The organism is Radicibacter daui (genome assembly GCA_030657355.1).
In the GTDB taxonomy this organism is placed as follows: domain Bacteria; phylum Pseudomonadota; class Alphaproteobacteria; order Radicibacterales; family Radicibacteraceae; genus Radicibacter; species Radicibacter daui.
This window is the reverse complement of sequence record CP131056.1, coordinates 3,956,615-3,977,678: the sequence shown is the minus strand read 5'-3', so window position 1 is coordinate 3,977,678 and position 21,064 is coordinate 3,956,615. Positions and strand designations below refer to the sequence as shown.

Here is a 21,064-nt window from a genome sequence, read left to right as displayed (position 1 = left end):
AAAGAGACAAAAAAGAACGTTTAGGGAAGGTGGACGATGCGTTTTCATGAGGAATGGCTGGATGCCACCGTGCGTGCCGTGGCTGATGTTGGCAGCACGGTGCGGGAAATCGAGCTGGTGCCCGAAGGCGGCGTGGAGGCTTATGGCCCCGGCGCGCATGTGAACTTTTCCGTGCTGATCGACGGGCTGCCCGATACGCGTTCCTATTCGCTGGTGGGCCGGCCAGGCGAGGTCTATCGCATTGCCGTCAAGCTGTTGCCGGAGAGTCGCGGCGGCTCGCGCTATATGTGGAGCCTTGCTCCCGGCGCGCGCATCCGCATGACGCGTCCGCGCAATCATTTCGAGCTCGGGTTCGGGCGGCCGGACTATTTGCTGATTGCCGGCGGCATCGGCATTACGCCGATGGTCGGCATGGCCTTCGCGCTTGCCGGACAGGCAGCGCCGATGCGTATGGTCTACACCGCGCGCAGCAGGGATGACATGCCCTATGCCGGGCTGCTGGCTGCGGCGCTGGGCGACAGGCTCGCCACCTTCAGCAATGCCGAGAATGAGTGGCTGGATGTGGCGGCGGAAATTGCCCGCCTGCACCCGGAGGGCGAAGCCTATGTGTGCGGGCCCATTGGCCTTCTGGAGGCGGTGAAACGCGCCTGGGCCGGTAGCGGCCGGCCGGCCGGCAAGCTACGCTACGAGACCTTCGGCAACAGCGGCCGCTACGCCGCCGAGGCCTTTACCGTGCGCGTGCCCAATCTCGGCCGCGAGGTGGTGGTGCCGGAGAACAAGACCATGCTCGCCGCCTTGCAGGAGGCGGGGGTGGAGATGATGTATGACTGCCTGCGCGGGGAGTGCGGGCTCTGTGCCGTCGATATCCTCGGCTGCGATGGCATTGTCGACCACCGCGATGTGTTTCTGAGCGGCGAGCAGCAGGTGCAGAACCGCAAGATGTGCGCCTGCGTCTCCCGCGTGGTGCGCGGCAGCGTCTCGGTGGATGTCGGTTACCGGGGGCAGCAGGCGGCCGAATAGCCGCCTGCTGTTCCGGACCCGGTCAGCCGGCTTTGCGGTCGCCGGACTGCCGGGCAATCATCCATCCCGGATATTCCGGCGGCAGTGCGCTTACACTGTCGAGCGCGGTCATCTCTTCCGCCGTCAGGCGGATTTCGGTGGCGGCGAGATTGTCCGCCAGCTGGTCGGTGTTTTTCGCCCCGATGATGACGGACATCACCGATTGGCGGTGAAGCAGCCAGGCAAGGGCAATGCGGGCAACGGAGACGCCCCGCGCCTCGGCTGTCGGACGCATGGCGTCGATGCAGTCGAACGCACGCTCCTTGTTGACCGGCGGGAAATCGAAGCTGACCCGGCGCGAGCCTTCCGGGCCGCCGCCGTCCCGGCTGTATTTGCCCGACAGCAGGCCGCCTGCCAGCGGGCTCCACACCATGAGGCCCAGCTTTTCCGCCTCCATCAGCGGCACGATCTCCCGCTCAAGATCACGTCCGGCGATGGTGTAGTAGGCCTGCAGGGTAACCGGGCGTGTCCAGCCGCCCTTGTCGGCAATGCCGAGTGACTTCATCAGCGCCCAGGCTGGCCAGTTGGAAAAGCCGAAATAGCGGATGTGCCCTTGCTGGACGAGATCGCTGAGCGCTCTTACCGTTTCCTCGATCGGGGTCAACGGGTCGAATGCGTGGATCTGGTAGAGGTCGATATAGTCGGTGCCGAGGCGCTTCAGGCTGGCCTTGACGCCATCCATGATGTGGCCGCGCGAGGCGCCGCGATCATTCTGCCCGTCGCCCATCTTGCCGAAGACCTTGGTGGCCAGCACAACGTCGCTGCGGGCCCGGCCGGAATTCTTGATGGCGCGGCCGGTAATTTCCTCCGACAGCCCCTCGGAATAAACATCGGCCGTGTCGATGAAATTGATGCCACCTTCCAGCGCATGGGCAACGATGCCATCGGCAACTGACTGATCCAGCGCACCGATGGCGGTCCAGAACCCCTTGCCGCCAAAGGTCATGGTGCCGAGGCAAAGTTCCGAGACCAGCAGTCCGGAATTGCCGAGTGTCTTGTAGCGCATGAAGTGCTTCCCTTCCCTCCGGTGGGGTGCCCTCCGCGGGCTGGCCCGACTTGAACAAGACTAGCTTGCCCGGGCCGGCCTGTCCGCGAAGGGGGCCACAAGAAAGAGGGCCGCGGGCGTTGCGGTCAGCCGACCTTGCGCACGTAGGCGGCGAAGGCCTCCAGCTGCTTGCCGATGAAGCCGCGGGTCGTCTCGTCGCTGAGCTCGCCGGTGGTTTCGTCCAGCTTGCTCTGGATGGTGCCGATCATGATCTCCGGCTTGTTGAGTACCAGCGCGTCGAGGAAGACCATGATCTGGCGCAGGTGATACTGCGCGCGCGAGCCGGCGATGGGACCGATGGAGCCGCTCTGGATGGCGACGGGCTTGCCGGCAAAAGGCTGCGGCTGCAGACGAGAAACCCAGTCGAGGGCGTTCTTCAGGCCGCCGGGTACGGAATAATTATATTCCGGCGTCACGATCACCACACCGTCCACACTGCGAATGGCCTCGGCCAGCAGTTCGACCGGGCCGGGAATGCCCTCTGCCTGGATGTCGGCATCATAGATCGGAAAGTCACGAAAGCTCGGTAGCTGGCTGATTGTCACGCCATCCGGGGCAAGACCGGGCAGGGCGCGGGCAACAGCGCCATGGAAGGAGCCCCTGCGCAGGCTGCCGAGAAGAATGCCGAGTTTGATCGGGCGGGGATGGGACATTGTCTTGAACTCTCCTGTCAAAGCCGTTGTCGGGGGCGATTTCTCAGGCTCATGCCATCAGCTGGCCGCCATTAACCTCGATGACCTGCCCCGTGATGTAGCCGCTGAGGGTCGCGGAACTCAGGAAAAGATAGGCGCCGGCACAGTCCTCCGCCGTGCCGAGACGGCCGAGCGGTATTCCCGCCGCCGTGGCCGTCAGCTTCTCCGGTGTAGAATAACGGCGGTGAAAGTCTGTCATGATCGTGCCGGGAGATACCACATTGGCACGGATGCCCTGCGGGGCAAGCTCGCGGGCCAGTGCCCGGGTCCAGGTGGTGATGAAGGCCTTGGCCGCGCTGTAGACGGAAGAGCCGGGGCTGCCGCCGGTGCGTGCCGAGATCGAGCTGGTGTTGACGATGGCACCATGGCCGGAACGCGCGAGCAGCGGAATGAGTTCGCCGGTCAGCAGCACAGCCGAGCGGGCATTCAGGTCGACAACCTGCGCATAATGGCCGGCATCCATCTCCGCCGCCGGCTTGCGGCCCAGCATGGTGCCGGCGTTGTTGACCAGCACATCCACCCGGTCGAAGGCCGCCTTTATCGCGGCGGCCAGTTGCAAGCAGCCTTCCTCGCTTGCCAGATCGCCCTCGGCGAGGGTGAGGCGGGAGCGCGATTCTTCATCGAGCCCGGCCAGCAGCTCGTCCTCGTTGCCGGCTTTCGTTATCCCGCTATGGGCGAAAACCCGCGCGCCGGTTGCTAGAAACGCGCGTGCCACCGCAGCGCCGATTCCACGGCGTGCGCCGGTAACGACGACCTGCTCTCTGGCAAAAAGATTTGAGGCGTATCCGTGGTTTGTCATCCGTTCCTCCCCCTCACCCGTTGTTTTCGATGTAACATTTCCGAAAATGGCGTTAGTTTCGTTTTTATACGGCTTCGAAAAAAATGAAAGCGCCGCAACCATGTTGCAAGCCCGTCAGAACGCCATCATCGATTTTGCCCGCCAGGTTGGCCGGGTGAATGTCGAGGAACTTGCCGCCCATTTTTCGGTGAGCCCGCAGACCATCCGCAAGGACCTCAACGAGCTATGCGACCGCAAGCTGCTGACGCGCATTCATGGCGGCGCGGTGCTGACCTCGGGCGTCGAGAATGTGGGTTATGAGGCCCGTCGGGTAATCGCCAGCCATGAGAAGGCGGCCATCGGGCAGAAGGCAGCGGAACTCATCCCCAACTCGGCCTCGCTGTTCATCAATATCGGCACCACGACCGAGGCGGTGGCGCAGGCGCTTTTGCAGCATAGCGGCCTGATGGTCATCACCAATAATATCAATGTTGCCAATACGATGCGTATGCACCCTTCCATCGAGGTGGTGATTGCCGGCGGTGTGCTGCGCCATGCCGATGGCGGGATCGTGGGCGAGGCCGCAGTCGATTTCATCCGCCAGTTCAAGGTCGATTTCGCCATCATCGGCGCTTCGGCGATCGACGAGGATGGCGCGCTGCTGGACTATGATTATCGCGAGGTAAAGGTGGCGCAGGCGATCATCGAAAATGCCCGCCATGTGATCCTGGTTTCCGACTCCACGAAATTCGAGCGGACGGCGCCGGTACGCATCGGCCACCTGTCGCAGGTCGATACCTTCGTGACCGACGAGTGCTACGTACCCTCCATCCGGCGGATCGCCGAGGAGAATGAGGTGCGTATCCTCGAGACCGGGCGATGAACAGCTGTGCATTTCGAAGTGCGCGATTAGGCTTTCGAAAATTTCGATTGACGCGCGATTGATTTCGCCAAACACTCCCGGTCACTGAGCCTGCGAGAAAATAACGCAGGTCAAAAAGACACGGGGAGGACGGCCAAGGTGGCCGATTTCGATCTTTTCATCATTGGTGGCGGCATCAATGGGTGCGGCATTGCACGCGACGCTGTCGGGCGGGGTTTTTCCGTCTGCCTTGCCGAGATGCGCGACCTTGCCAGCGGCACCTCTTCCGGTTCCACCAAGCTGATCCATGGCGGCCTGCGCTATCTGGAACATTACGAGTTCCGGCTGGTGCGCGAGGCGCTGATGGAACGCGAAGTCTTGTGGGCCAATGCCCCGCACATCATCTGGCCGCTGCGCTTCGTGCTGCCCCATCACGAGGGCCTGCGCCCCGCGTGGCTGCTGCGTCTCGGCCTCTTCCTTTACGACCATCTGGGCGGCCGCAAGCTGCTACCGGCCACCCGCTCGCTGGATCTCGCCTCCGACGAGGTTGGCCGGCCACTGAAGCCGGGCAGCCGCAAGGCCTTTGAATATTCCGACTGCTGGGTCAATGACGCGCGCCTTGTGGTGCTGAATGCCCGTGATGCCGCAGCGCGCGGCGTCGAGATCAACACCCGCACCCGGGTGGAGAAGGCGGTCCGGGAAAAGGGCCACTGGCGCATCACCCTAAAGGACGAGCTGACCGGCGCACGGCGCGACGTGACGGCACGGCTGCTGGTCAACGCGGCCGGCCCCTGGGTCGATACCATCATCGGCGGCGCGCTCGGCAACAACTCCGCCCACAATGTGCGCCTCGTCCAGGGCAGCCACATCGTGGTGCGCAAGCTCTACGACCATAACCGCTGCTACATCTTCCAGAATGCCGACGGGCGCATCATCTTCGCCATCCCGTATGAGCAGGATTTCACCCTCATCGGCACCACCGATCAGGATTATCGCGGCGACCCGGCCAAGGTGCACATCACCGAGGCGGAGGTTGATTATCTCTGCAACGCCGCCAGCGAGTATTTCACCCGCAAGGTGACGTCCGAACAGATCGTGTGGACCTATTCCGGCGTGCGCCCGCTCTATGACGACGGCGCCTCCAAGGCACAGGAAGCCACGCGCGACTATGTGCTGAAGGTGGACGGCAGCGCCGATGACGGCGCGCTTATCAACATCTTCGGCGGCAAGATCACGACCTACCGGCGCCTTGCGGAATCCGTGCTGGAAAAGGTTGAGGATGTGCTCGGCAAGCGCGGCAATCCCTGGACCCACGGCGCCTCGCTGCCGGGCGGGGATTTCCCGGTCAACGGGTTCGACAGCCTCGCAGCCCGCATCAAATCCCAGCACAGTTTCCTGTCGGAGCGGCAGGCTCGCCGCCTTGTGCGCCTCTACGGCACGGAAGCCGCAACGCTTCTGGCCGGCACTACCCGCGCCAGCGATCTCGGCCGCCATTTCGGCGCCGATCTCTATGAGCGCGAGGTTGCCTGGCAGATGGACCATGAATGGGCGGTGAGCGCCGAGGATGTGGTCTGGCGGCGCACCAAGCTGGGGCTGGTAATGAGCGCCGAGGAGATTGCCGCGCTCGAGGCCTGGATGGCGGATCGCCGGACGGGGCAGGGCGGCGCAGAGGGCATGTGAGCGAACAGGGCCTGCCGTGAGCGCAGGTCCGGTTTGGACAAAGGTTCAGTTGAGGGAAAGACCGGGCGAATGCTTGAGATGAGGAATGTGAGCAAGCGGGTAGGGGCTGCGACGCACATCGCCGATGTGTCGCTGACCCTGGAACGCGGCTCGCTCAATGTCCTGCTGGGGCCGACCCTGTCGGGCAAGACTACGCTGATGCGGCTGATGGCAGGCCTTGACCAGCCGACGGACGGGGAAATCCTGTTCGATGGCGGCAGTGTCGTGGGTGTGCCGGTGCGCCAGCGCAATGTCGCGATGGTCTATCAGCAGTTCATCAACTATCCGGCGCTCACGGTCTACGAAAACATCGCCTCGCCGATGCGCGTGGCCGGCGTGGACAAGGGCACTATCGACAAGCGGGTGCGCGAGGCGGCCGAGCTTCTGAAGCTCACCCCCTATCTGGATCGCACGCCGCTCAACCTTTCCGGCGGCCAGCAGCAGCGCACGGCGCTTGCCCGCGCCATCGTGAAGGGCGCCGATCTTGTGCTGCTCGACGAGCCGCTGGCCAATCTTGACTACAAGCTGCGTGAAGAACTGCGCGAGGAACTGCCGCGCCTCTTTGCCGAAACCGGCGCCATCTTCGTCTATGCGACGACGGAGCCGTCGGAGGCCATCCTGCTGGGCGGCAATACCGCCACACTGCATGAGGGCCGGGTGACCCAGTTCGGTCGCACCATCGAGGTGTTCAACCGGCCGAACGACCTTCTGACCGCCCAGACCTTCTCCGATCCGCCGCTCAACCTCATCGAGGCGAAAAAGCAGGGTGGGGCCCTGCTGCTGGGCGACGGGCACCGTCTGCCACTGCCGCACGGCGCCGCCACGATTGCCGATGGCAGCTATCTGCTCGGCGTGCGCCCGCACCATTTGCATGCCGCCAACCCGAGGGCAGGCGGCGTGCCGTTGGAGATGCGGGTGGCGGTGACGGAAATCACCGGTTCCGAAAGCTTCATCCATGCCGATTTTGCCGGCGCCCGCTGGGTGGCGCTGACGGCCGGCGTGCACAATCACGACACCGGAGAGCAGATCACGCTCTACCTGAACCCCGAGCAGCTGTTTGTCTTCGAGCCCGGTGGCCGCCTTGTGGTGGCTCCCGGCGGCGCAGCGGCTTGAGGAGGCGCTGAGAAATGGCCCGCATCAATCTCGACCATATCGCCCACTCCTATAATCCCGACCCGAAGAGCGAGGCGGACTTCGCCCTGCGCGAAGTACACCAGACCTGGGAAGATGGCAGCGCCTATGCCCTGCTGGGGCCTTCCGGCTGCGGCAAGACCACGCTGCTCAACATCATCTCCGGCCTGATGACCCCTTCGCACGGGCAGGTGCTGTTTGACGGGCGCGATGTCACCAGCCTTGCCACCGAGGCGCGCAACATCGCGCAGGTGTTCCAGTTCCCGGTCATCTACGACACCATGACGGTGCGCGAAAACCTGGCATTCCCGCTCCGGAACCGCCGGGTGCCGGAGGCTGACATCAAGAAGCGTGTCGCCGAGACGCTGGAGATGCTGGACCTGACCGCCAAGGCAGACCGCAAGGCGCGCGGCCTCACGGCAGACGAAAAGCAGAAGATTTCGCTCGGCCGCGGCCTTGTGCGCTCGGACGTCAACGCCATCCTGTTCGACGAACCGCTGACGGTCATCGACCCGCATATGAAGTGGGTGCTGCGCTCCCAGCTCAAGCAGCTGCACCGCCGCTTCGGCTTCACCATGGTCTATGTGACGCATGACCAGACTGAGGCGCTCACCTTCGCCGACAAGGTCGTCGTCATGTATGGCGGCGAGGTGGTGCAGGTGGGCACACCCGAAGAGCTGTTCGAAAAGCCGCGCCATACCTTCGTCGGCTACTTCATCGGCTCCCCGGGCATGAATGTGCTGCCTTGCGCGCTGGAAGATGGCGGCGCCGTTATCGCCGGTCACCGTCTGCCGCTGGAAGGGCGTTATCGTCCGCTGCCCGGCAAGGTCGAGGCCGGCATCCGTCCGGAATTCGTGCTGCTGACGGACGACGCCTCGGGCCTGCCGATCCAGGTGCGCTCCGTGCTGGATGTCGGGCGCTACCGCGTCGTGCGCGGCACGCTCGGCGGACATGACCTCAACGCCGTGGTGCCGGAAGGCATGCCGATCCCGGCAGAGCCGCGTGCCCTCTTCGAGCCCGGCAAACTCAACATCTACCACAACTCCCACCTCGTCGAAGCGGAGGGCTGAGGACCATGGAAAAGACCTGGAACAACAAGGCCTGGTTCATGGTGCTGCCGGTGTTGCTGCTGGTGGCTTTCAGCGCCGTCATTCCGCTGATGACCGTGGTCAATTATTCTGTGCAGGACACCTTCGGTAACAATGTCTTCTTCTGGGCAGGTACCGAATGGTTCGAGGAACTGCTGCATTCGCAGCGCTTCTACGATGCCCTCGTCCGCAATCTCATCTTCTCCGCCGTCATCCTCGCCATCGAAGTGCCGCTGGGCATCGGCATCGCGCTTGCCATGCCGCGCAAGGGCTGGGCGGTACCGGTGTGCCTCGTCACCATGGCATTGCCGCTGCTCATTCCATGGAATGTGGTCGGCACCATCTGGCAGGTGTTCGGGCGCGTCGACATCGGCCTGCTCGGTCACACGCTGGCGGCCATGGGCGTCAACTACAACTATGTGCAGGACCCGTTTGCCGCCTGGATCACCGTGGTGGTGATGGATGTGTGGCACTGGACCAGTCTTGTCGTTCTCTTGTGTTATGCCGGCCTCGTCTCGATCCCGGAGGCCTTCTACCAGGCCGCCCGCATCGATGGCGCCTCGCGCTGGTCGGTCTTCCGCTACATCCAGCTGCCCAAGATGCATCGCGTGCTGCTGATCGCCGTGCTGCTGCGCTTCATGGACAGCTTCATGATCTACACCGAGCCCTTCGTGGTCACCGGCGGCGGCCCGGGCAACACCACCACCTTCATGTCGATCGACCTCGTCAAGATGGCGATCGGCCAGTTCGACCTCGGGCCGGCGGCAGCCATGTCGCTCGTCTACTTCCTGATCGTGCTGCTGATGTGCTGGGTCTTCTACACCGTGATGACGAATTACGGGCAGGAGAAGGACTGAGGCGCCATGGCTGATACGAGCTTGAGGATAAAGAGATGACCGTTTCCAATGCCGCGGCGGGCGCCTTGCCCGAAAGACTGGCGAAACCCGCCCGCAAACCTGTGCGTCACCGCAACGACAGCCGTTTTTCGTGGCTGGTGCCGACGCTCTACATCCTGTTCCTGGCGGTGCCGATCTATTGGCTCGTCAATATGAGCTTCAAGACCAACGAGGAGATCAACTCGGTCTTCACGCTGATCCCGGCCAACCCGACGATCGCCAATTACAAGATCATCTTCACCGACCCGTCCTGGTATTCGGGCTACATCAACTCCATCACCTATGTGGTGATGAACACGGTGATCTCTGTGCTGGCAGCGCTGCCGGCGGCCTACGCCTTTTCACGCTACCGGTTCCTGGGCGACAAGCACCTGTTCTTCTGGCTGCTGACCAACCGCATGGCGCCGCCGGCAGTGTTCGCGCTGCCTTTCTTCCAGCTCTATTCCTCCTTCGGCCTCATCGACACGCACATTGCCGTTGCCATCGCGCATTGCCTGTTCAACGTGCCGCTGGCGGTGTGGATCCTCGAAGGCTTCATGTCGGGCGTGCCCAAGGAGATCGACGAGACCGCCTATATCGACGGTTATTCCTTCCCGCGTTTCTTCGTGAAGATCTTCATGCCGCTTATCGCGAGCGGCATCGGCGTCGCCGCCTTCTTCTGCTTCATGTTTTCGTGGGTGGAACTGCTGATTGCCCGCACGCTGACGACTACCGATGCCAAGCCGATTTCGGCGGTCATGACCCGCACGGTCTCCGCTTCCGGCCTCGACTGGGGCGTGCTGGCGGCTGCCGGTGTGCTCACCATCATCCCGGGCGCGCTCGTCATCTATTTCGTGCGCAACTACATCGCCAAGGGCTTTGCCCTGGGCCGCGTGTAAGGAGGACGACGCGTCATGGACTTTTCCTGGATGGCCTGGACGGGGCCGACCGCCGCCTTCTTCGGCGTCGTCTTCCTGCTGCTGCTGGGTATGGGGGTGTGGGAGTACTTCGCGCCCGGCGGCAGCCCCCGGGTCGGGCTGCTGCGCTTCGAGACGACGCGCGGCGACCGTCTCTTTCTCTCGCTGCTCGGCAGCGCCTTCATCTGTCTTGCGTGGCTCGGGCTCGTCGGCCCGAACCTCTGGTGGGCTCTTGTCTTGTGCCTGGTCTACGCCGCGTGCGTTTTCCGCTGGGTATGAGGCTTTAAAGAGGTGCGGGGTGGCCGTCTAGCCCATGGCCACCCCGCGTGCAGCACAACAACAAACCTTGGGAGGTCAACGTTATGAAGCGGTCTTTGCTAACATCGGCAGCCGCGGCTGTCATCCTGATGGCGGCGGGTCATGCCCACGCCGACATGGATGCCGCCAAGAAGTGGATCGACAGTGAGTTCCAGCCTTCGACCCTCTCCAAAGAGGATCAGATGAAGGAAATGGACTGGTTCATCAAGGCGGCCCAGCCCTACAAGGGCATGGAGATCAAGGTCGTCTCCGAGACCATCACGACGCATGAATATGAATCGAAGACCCTCGCCAAGGCCTTCGAGGAAATCACCGGCATCAAGGTGGTGCACGACATCATCGGTGAAGGCGACGTTGTCGAAAAGCTGCAGACCCAGATGCAGACCGGCAACAATCTCTATGACGCCTACATCAACGACAGCGACCTGATCGGTACGCACTTCCGCTACAAGCAGGTGCGCAACCTCACCGACTGGATGGCCGGCGAGGGCAAGGACGTTACCGACCCGATGCTGGATGTGGACGACTTCATCGGCAAGTCTTTCACCACCGCTCCGGACGGCAAGCTCTACCAGCTGCCGGACCAGCAGTTCGCGAACCTCTACTGGTTCCGTTACGACTGGTTCACGAACCCGGACATCAAGGCCAAGTTCAAGGCCAAGTATGGTTATGACCTCGGCGTGCCGGTCAACTGGTCGGCCTACGAGGACATCGCCGATTTCTTCACCAACGACATCAAGGAAATCAACGGCGTCAAGGTCTACGGCCATATGGATTATGGCAAGAAAGACCCGTCGCTGGGCTGGCGCTTCACCGACGCCTGGCTCTCGATGGCCGGCGCTGGCGACAAGGGTATCCCGAACGGCCTGCCGGTTGACGAATGGGGCATCCGCGTCGATGGCTGCCGTCCGGTTGGCTCTTCCGTCGAGCGTGGCGGTGCCACCGATGGCCCGGCTGCCGTCTACTCCATCGAGAAGTATCTCGACTGGCTGAAGAAGTATGCGCCGCCAGAGGCGCAGGGCATGACCTTCTCCGAATCCGGCCCGGTGCCGGCCCAGGGTAACGTCGCCCAGCAGATCTTCTGGTACACCGCCTTCACCGCCGACATGGTCAAGCCCGGCCTGCCGGTGATGAACGGCGATGGCACGCCGAAGTGGCGCATGGCTCCCAGCCCGCATGGCGCCTATTGGGAAGAAGGCCAGAAGCTGGGTTACCAGGATGCCGGTTCGTGGACGCTCATGAAGTCCACCCCGGTCGACCGCGCCAAGGCGGCCTGGCTCTATGCCCAGTTCACCGTCTCCAAGACTGTGTCGCTGAAGAAGAGCCATGTCGGTCTCACGATCATTCGTGACAGCGACATCCACGACAAGTCCTTCACCGAGCGGGCGCCGCAGCTGGGCGGCCTCGTTGAGTTCTACCGTTCCCCGGCCCGTGTCCAGTGGACCCCGACCGGCACCAACGTGCCGGACTATCCGAAGCTGGCGCAGCTGTGGTGGCAGAACATCGGTGACGCCTCGTCTGGCGCCAAGTCCGCCCAGGAAGCCATGACCGCCCTCGCCCAGGCGCAGGACCAGGTCATGAGCCGCATCGAGCGTTCCGGCGTGCAGGGCGAATGCGGTCCGAAGCTGAACCCGGTCAAGGACCGTCAGTACTGGCTCGACCAGCCGGGCTCGCCGAAGCCCAAGCTGGCGAATGAGAAGCCCACGCCGATCACCGTCGACTATGACGAACTGGTCAAGAGCTGGGAAACTGCCGAGAAGAAGTAAGCAGCAGGCTTCTGAACGGCTTTTCGGGGGGAGGGAACCGGGGCAACCCGGTTCCCTTACCTTTCTGAAAATCTGGTATTTGCTGTAACGGACGCCCCGGTAAGGGGCGGCAAGAGACCAGGGGTGTGGAGACAGCATGTCCGGTTACATTCTCGCCATCGATCAGGGCACGACGTCGAGCCGCGCCATTATTTTTGACGGCCAGTACCGGATCGCGGGCTCCGCCCAGCAGGAATTTGCCCAGCACTATCCGCAATCGGGCTGGGTGGAACATGATGCGGAAGATTTGATCCGCACCGTCATCGAGACGATGCGCGGCGCACTGGAGAAAGCGGGCCTCAAGGCCGGCGATATCGCCGCGGCCGGCATTACCAACCAGCGCGAAACTGTGGTGATCTGGGACCGTGCGACCGGCAAGGCAATCTGCCCCGCCATCGTCTGGCAGGACCGCCGCACCGCACGCTTCTGCGAAAAACTGCGCGCCGACGGGGCGGAGGCGATGGTGAGCGAGCGCACTGGCCTGCTGCTCGATCCCTATTTCTCCGGCACCAAGATCAGCTGGATCCTCGACAATGTGGAAGGCGCGCGGGCCCGCGCCGAGCGCGGAGAGCTGGCCTTTGGCACGGTGGATAGCTGGCTTGTCTGGCGCCTTACCGGCGGCAAGGTGCACGCCACCGATGCCACCAACGCCTCACGCACGCTGCTTTACGATATCCGCCGCGGTTGCTGGGACGAGGAGCTGATGAAGCTGCTCGGCGTACCGGCAAGCCTGCTGCCCGAGGTGCGCGACAGTTCGGCCGATTTCGGTACGATCAGTGCCGATATCCTCGGCGCACCGATCACCATCGGCGGCGTTGCCGGCGACCAGCAGGCGGCCACCGTCGGCCAGGCCTGTTTCAGCCCGGGCATGCTCAAATCCACTTACGGCACCGGCTGCTTTGCCATTCTCAACACCGGCAGCGAGCCAGTGCGCTCGAAGAACCGGCTGCTCACCACCATCGCCTATCAGCTGGATGGCAAGGTAACCTATGCGCTGGAAGGCTCGATCTTCATCGCCGGTGCTGCCGTGCAGTGGCTGCGCGATGGCCTCGGCATCATTGCCAAGGCAAGCGACAGCGGCCTGCTGGCCGAAAAGGCCGATCCGCAGCAGAACATCTATCTGGTGCCGGCCTTTACTGGTCTCGGCGCGCCGCACTGGGATGCCGATGCGCGCGGCGCCATCTATGGGCTGACGCGCAATACCGGCCCGGCCGAGTTTGCCCGCGCGGCGCTGGAGGCGGTCTGTTACCAGACAGCCGATCTGCTGGACGCTATGCATGGCGACTGGGCGCCTGCCAGCGACACCATCCTGCGCGTGGATGGCGGCATGGTCGCCAGCGACTGGACCATGCAGCGCCTTGCCGACATTCTCGATGCTCCGGTCGACCGGCCGCATGTACTGGAGACGACTGCATTGGGCGCTGCATGGCTTGCCGGCCACCATTCCGGTGTGTGGCCGGATGCGGAGGGCTTTGCCGCCAGCTGGCGCCGCGAGAGCCGGTTTGAGCCGAAGATGGATGCCGCCACCCGCCAGAAGGCGCTTGCCGGCTGGCGCGATGCCGTGCGGCGCACCCTGACCAGCACTTGATTGGCAACTGATCAGAACGGCCAGAACAGCGGGGCGAGCCACAACACAAGCGCGCAGACGATCAGCGTCAGCGGCAGCCCCGGGCGCCAGTAATCACCGAAGCGATAACCCCCTGGCCCCATGATGAGCGCATTGTTGTGGTGGCCGATGGGGGTGAGGAAGTCCGTCGAGGCGGAAATTGCCACCGCCATCAGGAAGGTATCCGGCGAGTAACCCGCGCCCGTTGCCGCTTCCGCCACGATGGGGGCGACGAGCAGCACGGTGGCGGCGTTGTTGAGCAGCGGCGTCAGCACCAGCGTGATCAGCAGGGTAAGCGCCAGTAGCAGAAGCGGCCCGCCGGGTGCAGCGAGAGAAGCGAGGCCATGGGCCAGCAGCCGGGCCGTACCCGTGCTCTCCAGCGCCTGACCCACCGGGATCAGCGCCGCCAGCATGATGACGATGCTCCAGTTGATGTTGGAGAGCACATCCCGGCGGGAGATGGTGCCGCTGATGCCGAGCAGCAGCGCCGCGCCAATGAAACTCACCTGTGCCGGCAGCCAGCCGAAGGCCGAGATGAGGATGGCGGCAGCAAAGACGAAGAGCGGCAGCGGCGAGCGGCGCCCGCGCATCGGCAGCTCGCGCCCGGCCACCGGCAGGCAGGAAAGATCCGACAGCGCCGTGGCGATGGCATCGCTGGGGCCAGAAAACAGCAGCACGTCGCCAATGCCGAAGGCTGCGTCGGCAAGACGCCCTTCCACCCGCCGTTCCGCCCGGGCGGCGGCCACCACCTCTACCCCCCAGCGCGCTTCCAGATCAAGCGAATGCAGGTTGGAGCCGACGGCGATGCTGGACGGGGTAATGACGGCGGCAACCAGCCTGCCATCGGCCGGCATGGCGCCGCGTACGCTTACCCCGTCGCGGGCCACCAGCCCTTCGATGACCGGCAGGCTTGCCTCCACCACGATAATGTCGTTGGCGGCGAGCTGCAGGTTCTGCCGCCGGCCGAACAGGCGCACGCTGCCGCGCACCACCGTGTGCAGGCGGATGCCGAGATCGGCCTCGGCGGCGGCAAGGCTCATGCCTTCCAAAAGGCCGTCCGGCTCCACCACCAGTTCGATGAGAAAATCGCCGGGCGCCTCCTCGATGGCGGCTTCCGCCTCCTCGCCGTCGTCGCCCCTGCGCTTGCGGTTTCCGGCCGGGATAACGCGGTAGCCGACGAGTACAAGCCAGGCGATACCGGCAAGGGCGATGGGCAGGCCAAGGCGGGTAAAGTCAAAAAAGCCGAACGGCGCCCCCATCCAGCGCTCGCGCAGCTGCGAGATGATGAGGTTGGGCGGGGTGCCGATGGCCGTCACCATGCCGCCGAGCAGCGTGGCAAAGGAAAGCGGCATCAGCACCAGGCCGGGCGCCATGCGCCGCCGCCGGCAGATGCCGAGCGCGATCGGCATCATGATCGCCAGCGCGCCGACATTGTTCATGACGGCGGAAAGGGCGGCGCCCGTCAGGCAGAGGGCGGCGAGAACCGAGCTGTCGCGTTTCAGGTGCCGGGAGAGCTGGCGGGCCGCCCGGTCGATATAACCGCTGACGGTCACCGCCTGTGCCATCAGCAGCACACCGATGACGGTGAGCACGGCCGGGCTCGACAGCCCGTCGAACGCCACGCCGGGGGCGATAAGGCCCGTCACCACGCACAGCATCAGGCTGGAAAGGGCGATGACGTCATACCGCCAGCGCTCGCTGATGAAGGCAGCGAGGGTGCCGGCAAGGATGAGAAGCAAAAGGCCCTGCTGGACCGTCATGCCGAAACCGCCCCGTAGAGCCCGATGAGCTCCTTATCTAAGGCCGGTTTCACGCCGCGAACAGCCCGAAACGCTCGCTCGCCAGATGGATGCGGGAACCGGCGGCCGGCGGCGTTTCATGTGCCGGCAGGTGCAGTTCCACCGGGTCGCGGCGACCGGTGATGGCAATCGCGATACGGTGGATGCCTTCCAGAAACCGCGCCTCCTGCACTACGCCGACAAAACCGAGCCCCGGCTGGTCAGTGGGGCGCAGGTCGTGCGGGCGCACGAAGAGGCGATAGCGCCCGTCCGGCTGGCCGGCGGGGGCGGGGGCGAAGGGGCGCTCCATGCCCTCCAGATGCACCGCCCCGGCGCTGACCCGTGCCGGGAAGATGTTGGCGCTGCCGAGGAAACCGAAGACGAAGGCGGAGGAGGGATGCCGGTAAAGTTCCTCCGGCCGGCCGGACTGCTCGATGACGCCGTGGTTCATCACCACCACCCGGTCGGCAAGCTCCAGCGCTTCTTCCTGGTCATGGGTCACGAAGACGGTGGTGTGGCGGGTTTCGGCATGCAGCTCCCGCAGCCAGCGCCGCAGATCCTTGCGCACCTGGGCATCGAGCGCACCGAAGGGTTCGTCCAGCAGCAGCACGGCGGGGTCGATGGCCATGGCGCGGGCAAGGGCAACACGCTGGCGCTGCCCGCCGGAGAGCTGGTGAGGGTAGCGCTCGCCGATATCCGGCAGCTGAACCAGCGACAGGAGTTCACGCACCCGTGCGTCAATGGCCTCGCGCGCCGGCCGGCGGCGGGCGGAGCGCACCCGAAGCCCGAAGGAGATGTTGTCGGCGACCGTCATATGGCGAAAGAGCGCATAATGCTGGAAGACGAAGCCGACATTGCGGTTCTTGACTGGCAGCAGGGAGGCATCCTCTCCGCCGAACAGGATCTGTCCGCCTTCGGGATATTCCAGTCCGGCGATGAGGCGCAGCAGCGTCGTCTTGCCGGAGCCGGACGGGCCGAGCAGCGCAACCAGTTCGCCCGAGGCGATGTCGAGATCGACGCCGCGCAGGGCCGCCACAGAGCCAAATTCCTTGCGCACGCCCTTGATGCTGATTTCCATGGAAAACCGTCCTTGAGAGAGGGAAAAAGGCGTCAGGGAGCAGGCCTAATGGCGCAGGCCATTGGCGAGCTCACCGGCAAAGCGCCATTCCAGAAAGGTCTTGAGCGCGAGGGTGACGAGCGCGAGCAGCGCCAGCAGCGAGGCCATCGCGAAGGCGGCGGAGAAGGCGTACTCGTTGTAGAGCACTTCCACATGCAGCGGGATGGTGTTGGTCAGCCCCCGCACATGGCCGGAAATCACCGACACGGCACCGAATTCGCCCATCGCCCTGGCATTGCAGAGCAGCACGCCGTAAAGCACCCCCCAGCGCACATTGGGCAGGGTGACATGCCAGAAGGTCTGCCAGCCGCTGGCCCCGAGGGAGAGGGCGGCCTCTTCCTGGTCGGCGCCCTGTTCCTGCATCAGCGGAATAAGCTCGCGCGCCACGAAGGGCAGGGTCACGAAGATCGTCGCCAGCACGATGCCCGGCAGGGCAAATACGATCTTGATGCCATGGGCGGAAAGCCAGGGCCCGATCAGCGACTGCGCGCCAAAGATAAGCACGAAGACGAGCCCGGAAATGACCGGTGAGACGGAAAAGGGCAGGTCGATGAGGGTGAGCAGCAGGCTTTTACCGGGGAAGCGGAACCGCGCGATGGCCCAGGCCGCGGCAAGGCCGAAGGCAAGGTTCAGCGGCACCGAGATGCCGGCGGTAATCAGCGTCAGCCGGATGGCGGCCAGCGCCTCCTTCTGCGTCAGGGCGCCGATGAACTTCACTACGCCTTGCCGCAGCGCTTCGGTGAAGACGAGCGCCAGCGGGGCAAAGAGAAAGAGGGTGAGGAAAAGAATGGCGGCAGCGATGAGCAGCAGCCGGATGGCCGGGGCCTCGCCGGTGGCGGCGCGGGTGACAGCGCGAGCGGTGGCAAGCTCGTGGGGTTTTGGCGGCGGCGGAAGGGAAGCGTGGGCGAGGGTATCGATCATGGGGAGCCTCAGGCGCTGTGCCGGCGGGTCCATGCCTGCAGCAGATTGACTGCCAGCAGCATGAGGAAGGAGAGGATGAGCATCGTTGCCGCCACCACGGTGGCGCCGCGATAGTCGAACTCCTCGAGCTTGATGACGATGAGCAGCGGCGCGATCTCGGAGCGCATCGGCAGGTTGCCGGCGATGAAGATCACCGAGCCGTATTCGCCGATGCCACGGGCAAGGGCCATGGCAAAGCCGGTGAGCAGGCTGGGGAAAAGCGCGGGCAGCAGCACATGCCGCACTGTCTGCAACCGGCCGGCGCCGAGCGTGGCGGCGGCTTCCTCATATTGCCGGTCGAGATCCTCCAGCACCGGCTGCACGGTGCGCACGACGAAGGGCAGGCCGACGAAGGTAAGCGCAACGATGACCCCGAGCGGGGTGAAAGCGACCTTGATCCCGTAATCCGCCAGAAAACCGCCGATCCAGCCCTTGGGGCCGTAGAGCGTTGCCAGTGAGATACCGGCGACGGCGGTGGGCAAGGCAAAGGGCAGATCCACCATCGCGTCGATGAGCTTGCGGCCGGGAAAGCTGTATCGGCTCAGCACCCAGGCCACCAGCAGACCGAAGACCATGTTGATGCCGGCCGCAATCGCCGCACCGCCAAAGCTGAGGCGCAGTGCCGCCAGTGTGCGCTCGCGCGTGGCAAGCTCGATGAACGCGGCAACCCCGCCCGACAGGCTCCAGCCGAACAGCACGGCCAGCGGGATGAGCACGATGAGGCTGAGATAGGCGGTGGTAAAACCCAGTGCCGGGCCGAACCCGGGAAGCACATTACGGGGACGCCGGTGGCGCCCCCGCTTTTGTGCGGCTTCAAATGTCGTATCTGTCATCAAGACCGGCTCATTTCGGCTGGTAGAGCTGGTCAAAGCTGCCTCCGTCGGCGAAATGCTCCTTCTGCGCCTTCACCCAGCCGCCAAAATCCTTGTCGATGGTCACCAGCTTCAGTGCCGGGAAGCGCTTCAGGTCTTCCGGATCGGCAGCGGCGGGGTCTACGGGGCGGTAGTAGTTCTTTGCGATCAGCTTCTGGGCTTCGGGCGAATAGAGATAGTCGAGATAGGTCTTGGCCAGTTCCTCGGTGCCATGCGCCTTGGCGTTGGCGTCCACCACGGCGACCGGCGGTTCGGCAAGGATGCTGATCGAGGGCACCACGATCTCGAACTGGTCGGGACCAAGCTCGTTGATGGCCAGGAAAGCTTCGTTCTCCCACGCCAGCAGCACATCGCCGAGGCCGCGCTGGACGAAGGTGGTGGTGGCGCCGCGCGCGCCGCTATCCAGCACCGGAACATGGGTCAGCAGCGTCTTGATATAGTCGCGGACCTTTGCGTCATCGCCTTTGTACTGGTCCTCCGCCCAGGCCCAGGCAGCCAGATAGTTCCAGCGGGCACCGCCGGAGGTCTTCGGGTTCGGGGTGATGACCTCGACGCCCGGCTTTACCAGATCGCCCCAGTCCTTGACGCCCTTGGGGTTACCCTTGCGCACGAGGAACACGATGGTGGAGGTGTAGGGCGAGCTGTTGTGGGGCAGGCGGGCCTGCCAGTCCGCCGGCAGCTTGCCGGTCTTGTCGGCAATCGCGGTGATGTCGGCGGCCAGCGCCAGCGTCACCACATCCGCCTCCAGCCCGTCGATGACGGAGCGCGCCTGGGCGCCGGAGCCGCCATGGGAAGCCTGGAGGGTCACATCTTCGCCCTTCACTTCTTTCCAGTGTCTGGCGAACAGCTCGTTATAGGCCTGGTAGAGCTCGCGCGTCGGATCGTAGGAAACGTTGAGCAGCGTCTGATCGGCGCGGGCGCTGCGGGCGGCAAGGCCGGTTGCGGCAATCGTCGCGGCGGCGACCAGCGCGACAAAGGCAAGGCGCAGCAGGGAAGCGCGGCGCTGCCGGCCATCCTCGGCCAGAGCGGCCGGCGTCGCGGCACGGGAATAGGGGTAACTGTGCATCTTCAGGCTCCACCTATTTAACGGATTTTAGCCGTTCAAAATCAATCAACACGCAAATGTGCATGTGAAATCTGGGCACACTGCCGGCTTCAGGATTGGCCGGTTCAGTCGGGATCGGAAAAGGGGCCCCGGCCCTCCGGGACGGAGGCCGGGGCGGGCTGCCTCAGCAGCAGCGGCAGGTGCCGCAGGGAGCGATGCAGGCCGCCGTTACGGTGCGGGGCGGGCAAAAGAGCCTGAAGCGGTCAGTCATGCTTTCAGTCCTCCTCATCTTGGACGAGAAAAACGCTAACACTACTAAAAAGGTAGAGTCAATGGAGTTAAAAGACAAAAGAAACACGTGAAATGAGAGAATTTAATTTTAATGCAAAATCAGCCGGTTAGGCGGTGAGTTGGGTCGGTTCGCCGTCATCATTGTCAAACGGCAGACTTCCCGATGCCATGGCATCGGCAAGGGTGGTGCTGTCCAGAACATCGACACTGCGCTGGTAGGCGACGGAAAAAACCCGCCGCATGGAGCAGCTTTCTTCATCGTCGCAATCCTCGCAGCGGCGATAGGCCATGCGGCTGAGGCAGGGCAGCGGGGCGAGGGGGCCGTCGAAAATGCGCAAGACCCGGCCGAAGGTAATCTCGGCCGGCGCCAGCAGCAGCGCATACCCGCCATTTTTGCCGCGCCGGCTGGCAACCACGCCGTGATGCTTGAGATCGAGCAGGATCTGCTCGAGGAACTTGCGCGGGATCCGCCGCGATTCCGCGATGTCGGAGATGAACAGCGTCTCGTCCGCCCCGGCTTCGGCGAGGGCGAAGAGGGCGCGGAAGGCATATCTGGCTTTTTGCGTGATCACGGGGGGTTCGCCCTGCGGCCCTAATTCCTACCGAAATGGTAGGGTCAATGTAGCAGGAGGAAGCTGCGGCAGCAATGCAGCGCGGGATGCTGGCCGGATCAGCCTTTCGGCTTCAGCCCCAGCAGATCCCAGCGATTGCCATAGAGGTCCTCGAACACGGCGACGCTGCCATAGCTTTCATGGCGCGGCTCTTCCAGGAAGGTCACGCCGCGCGCCTTCATCGCCGCATGGTCACGGGCAAAATCATCGGTATGGAGGAAAAGAAAGACGCGCCCGCCCGCCTGGCAACCGATCTGGGTTTCCTGCTCCGGGTTTGCCGCGCGGGCCAGCAGCAGGCGGGTCTGCCCGGCATCGGCGCTCGCGCCCGGCGGGGCCACCAGAACCCAGCGTTTGCCCGGGGCAAGCTCGGTATCTTCCACCAGCGTGAAGCCCAGAGTGCCGGTGTACCAGGCAATCGCCTCATCATAATCACGCACCAGCAGCGTCAGCGCGCCCAGGAACTGCGGCATTCTCTTTCCCTTCAAAATCAGGGCG

Annotated in this window: 20 protein-coding genes; 10 read left to right on the top strand and 10 right to left on the bottom strand. The window is 64.1% G+C overall.

Going from position 1 to position 21,064, the window contains the following annotated elements; translation table 11 throughout:
* Positions 1-36 precede the first annotated feature (36 nt).
* Positions 37-1,020, top strand: a complete 984-nt coding sequence (locus QTL98_RS18530) for a PDR/VanB family oxidoreductase (RefSeq protein WP_445679945.1) — start codon at positions 37-39, stop codon at positions 1,018-1,020.
* Positions 1,021-1,042: 22 nt separating this feature from the next.
* Here QTL98_RS18530 and QTL98_RS18525 read toward each other — a convergent pair whose 3' ends face one another.
* From QTL98_RS18525 to QTL98_RS18515, 3 genes are all read right to left on the bottom strand, one after another.
* Complete coding sequence (locus tag QTL98_RS18525; protein WP_445679944.1) at positions 1,043-2,065, bottom strand: aldo/keto reductase; 1,023 nt, start codon at positions 2,063-2,065, stop codon at positions 1,043-1,045.
* 125 nt (positions 2,066-2,190) lie between these two features.
* Complete coding sequence (locus QTL98_RS18520; protein ID WP_445679943.1) at positions 2,191-2,757, bottom strand: NADPH-dependent FMN reductase; 567 nt, start codon at positions 2,755-2,757, stop codon at positions 2,191-2,193.
* Positions 2,758-2,806: 49 nt separating this feature from the next.
* Positions 2,807-3,595 (bottom strand): SDR family NAD(P)-dependent oxidoreductase, encoded by a 789-nt coding sequence (locus QTL98_RS18515; RefSeq protein ID WP_445679942.1) that lies wholly within the window; start codon positions 3,593-3,595, stop codon positions 2,807-2,809.
* A gap of 100 nt (positions 3,596-3,695) precedes the next feature.
* Here QTL98_RS18515 and QTL98_RS18510 point away from each other — a divergent pair, with 100 nt between their 5' ends.
* The 9 genes from QTL98_RS18510 to glpK all read left to right on the top strand — a co-directional run bounded on the left by QTL98_RS18510 (position 3,696) and on the right by glpK (position 13,877).
* Complete coding sequence (locus tag QTL98_RS18510; protein WP_445679941.1) at positions 3,696-4,457, top strand: DeoR/GlpR family DNA-binding transcription regulator; 762 nt, start codon at positions 3,696-3,698, stop codon at positions 4,455-4,457.
* A gap of 138 nt (positions 4,458-4,595) precedes the next feature.
* A complete protein-coding gene (glpD, locus tag QTL98_RS18505; RefSeq protein WP_445679940.1) occupies positions 4,596-6,116 on the top strand; it encodes a glycerol-3-phosphate dehydrogenase in 1,521 nt (506 codons plus the stop codon).
* Positions 6,117-6,185: 69 nt separating this feature from the next.
* The gene (locus QTL98_RS18500; RefSeq protein ID WP_445679939.1) at positions 6,186-7,268 is read left to right on the top strand and encodes an ABC transporter ATP-binding protein; all 1,083 of its coding nucleotides are present in this window, start codon (positions 6,186-6,188) and stop codon (positions 7,266-7,268) included.
* A 14-nt stretch (positions 7,269-7,282) separates the two neighbouring features.
* Positions 7,283-8,356, top strand: coding sequence for an ABC transporter ATP-binding protein (locus tag QTL98_RS18495; RefSeq protein ID WP_445679938.1), 1,074 nt, complete (start codon positions 7,283-7,285; stop codon positions 8,354-8,356).
* Positions 8,357-8,361: 5 nt separating this feature from the next.
* Positions 8,362-9,231, top strand: coding sequence for a carbohydrate ABC transporter permease (locus QTL98_RS18490; RefSeq protein WP_445679937.1), 870 nt, complete (start codon positions 8,362-8,364; stop codon positions 9,229-9,231).
* 35 nt (positions 9,232-9,266) lie between these two features.
* Positions 9,267-10,148 (top strand): carbohydrate ABC transporter permease, encoded by an 882-nt coding sequence (locus tag QTL98_RS18485; protein ID WP_445679936.1) that lies wholly within the window; start codon positions 9,267-9,269, stop codon positions 10,146-10,148.
* 15 nt (positions 10,149-10,163) lie between these two features.
* Complete coding sequence (locus QTL98_RS18480; protein ID WP_445679935.1) at positions 10,164-10,445, top strand: DUF2160 domain-containing protein; 282 nt, start codon at positions 10,164-10,166, stop codon at positions 10,443-10,445.
* 83 nt (positions 10,446-10,528) lie between these two features.
* Complete coding sequence (locus QTL98_RS18475; protein WP_445679934.1) at positions 10,529-12,250, top strand: ABC transporter substrate-binding protein; 1,722 nt, start codon at positions 10,529-10,531, stop codon at positions 12,248-12,250.
* 136 nt (positions 12,251-12,386) lie between these two features.
* Positions 12,387-13,877, top strand: coding sequence for a glycerol kinase GlpK (glpK, locus tag QTL98_RS18470; RefSeq protein WP_445679933.1), 1,491 nt, complete (start codon positions 12,387-12,389; stop codon positions 13,875-13,877).
* Between the two features lie 11 nt (positions 13,878-13,888).
* On the opposite strand, the gene QTL98_RS18465 is transcribed toward glpK, so the two are convergent.
* From QTL98_RS18465 to QTL98_RS18435, 7 genes are all read right to left on the bottom strand, one after another.
* Positions 13,889-15,655, bottom strand: coding sequence for an SLC13 family permease (locus QTL98_RS18465; RefSeq protein WP_445679932.1), 1,767 nt, complete (start codon positions 15,653-15,655; stop codon positions 13,889-13,891).
* A gap of 49 nt (positions 15,656-15,704) precedes the next feature.
* Positions 15,705-16,751, bottom strand: coding sequence for a sulfate/molybdate ABC transporter ATP-binding protein (locus QTL98_RS18460; RefSeq protein ID WP_445679931.1), 1,047 nt, complete (start codon positions 16,749-16,751; stop codon positions 15,705-15,707).
* A gap of 45 nt (positions 16,752-16,796) precedes the next feature.
* Entirely contained in the window at positions 16,797-17,711 is a 915-nt protein-coding gene (gene cysW, locus QTL98_RS18455; protein WP_445679930.1) for a sulfate ABC transporter permease subunit CysW, read from the bottom strand.
* Positions 17,712-17,719: 8 nt separating this feature from the next.
* Positions 17,720-18,583: a sulfate ABC transporter permease subunit CysT gene (gene cysT, locus QTL98_RS18450; RefSeq protein WP_445679929.1), complete on the bottom strand. Its 864-nt coding sequence runs from the start codon at positions 18,581-18,583 to the stop codon at positions 17,720-17,722.
* 10 nt (positions 18,584-18,593) lie between these two features.
* Positions 18,594-19,688 carry a sulfate ABC transporter substrate-binding protein gene (locus QTL98_RS18445; RefSeq protein ID WP_445679928.1) on the bottom strand — a complete coding sequence of 365 codons (1,095 nt, stop codon included), beginning with the start codon at positions 19,686-19,688 and terminating at the stop codon, positions 18,594-18,596.
* 377 nt (positions 19,689-20,065) lie between these two features.
* Complete coding sequence (locus tag QTL98_RS18440; protein WP_445679927.1) at positions 20,066-20,530, bottom strand: RrF2 family transcriptional regulator; 465 nt, start codon at positions 20,528-20,530, stop codon at positions 20,066-20,068.
* 98 nt (positions 20,531-20,628) lie between these two features.
* Positions 20,629-21,039, bottom strand: a complete 411-nt coding sequence (locus QTL98_RS18435; protein WP_445679926.1) for a VOC family protein — start codon at positions 21,037-21,039, stop codon at positions 20,629-20,631.
* Positions 21,040-21,064: the final 25 nt, after the last annotated feature.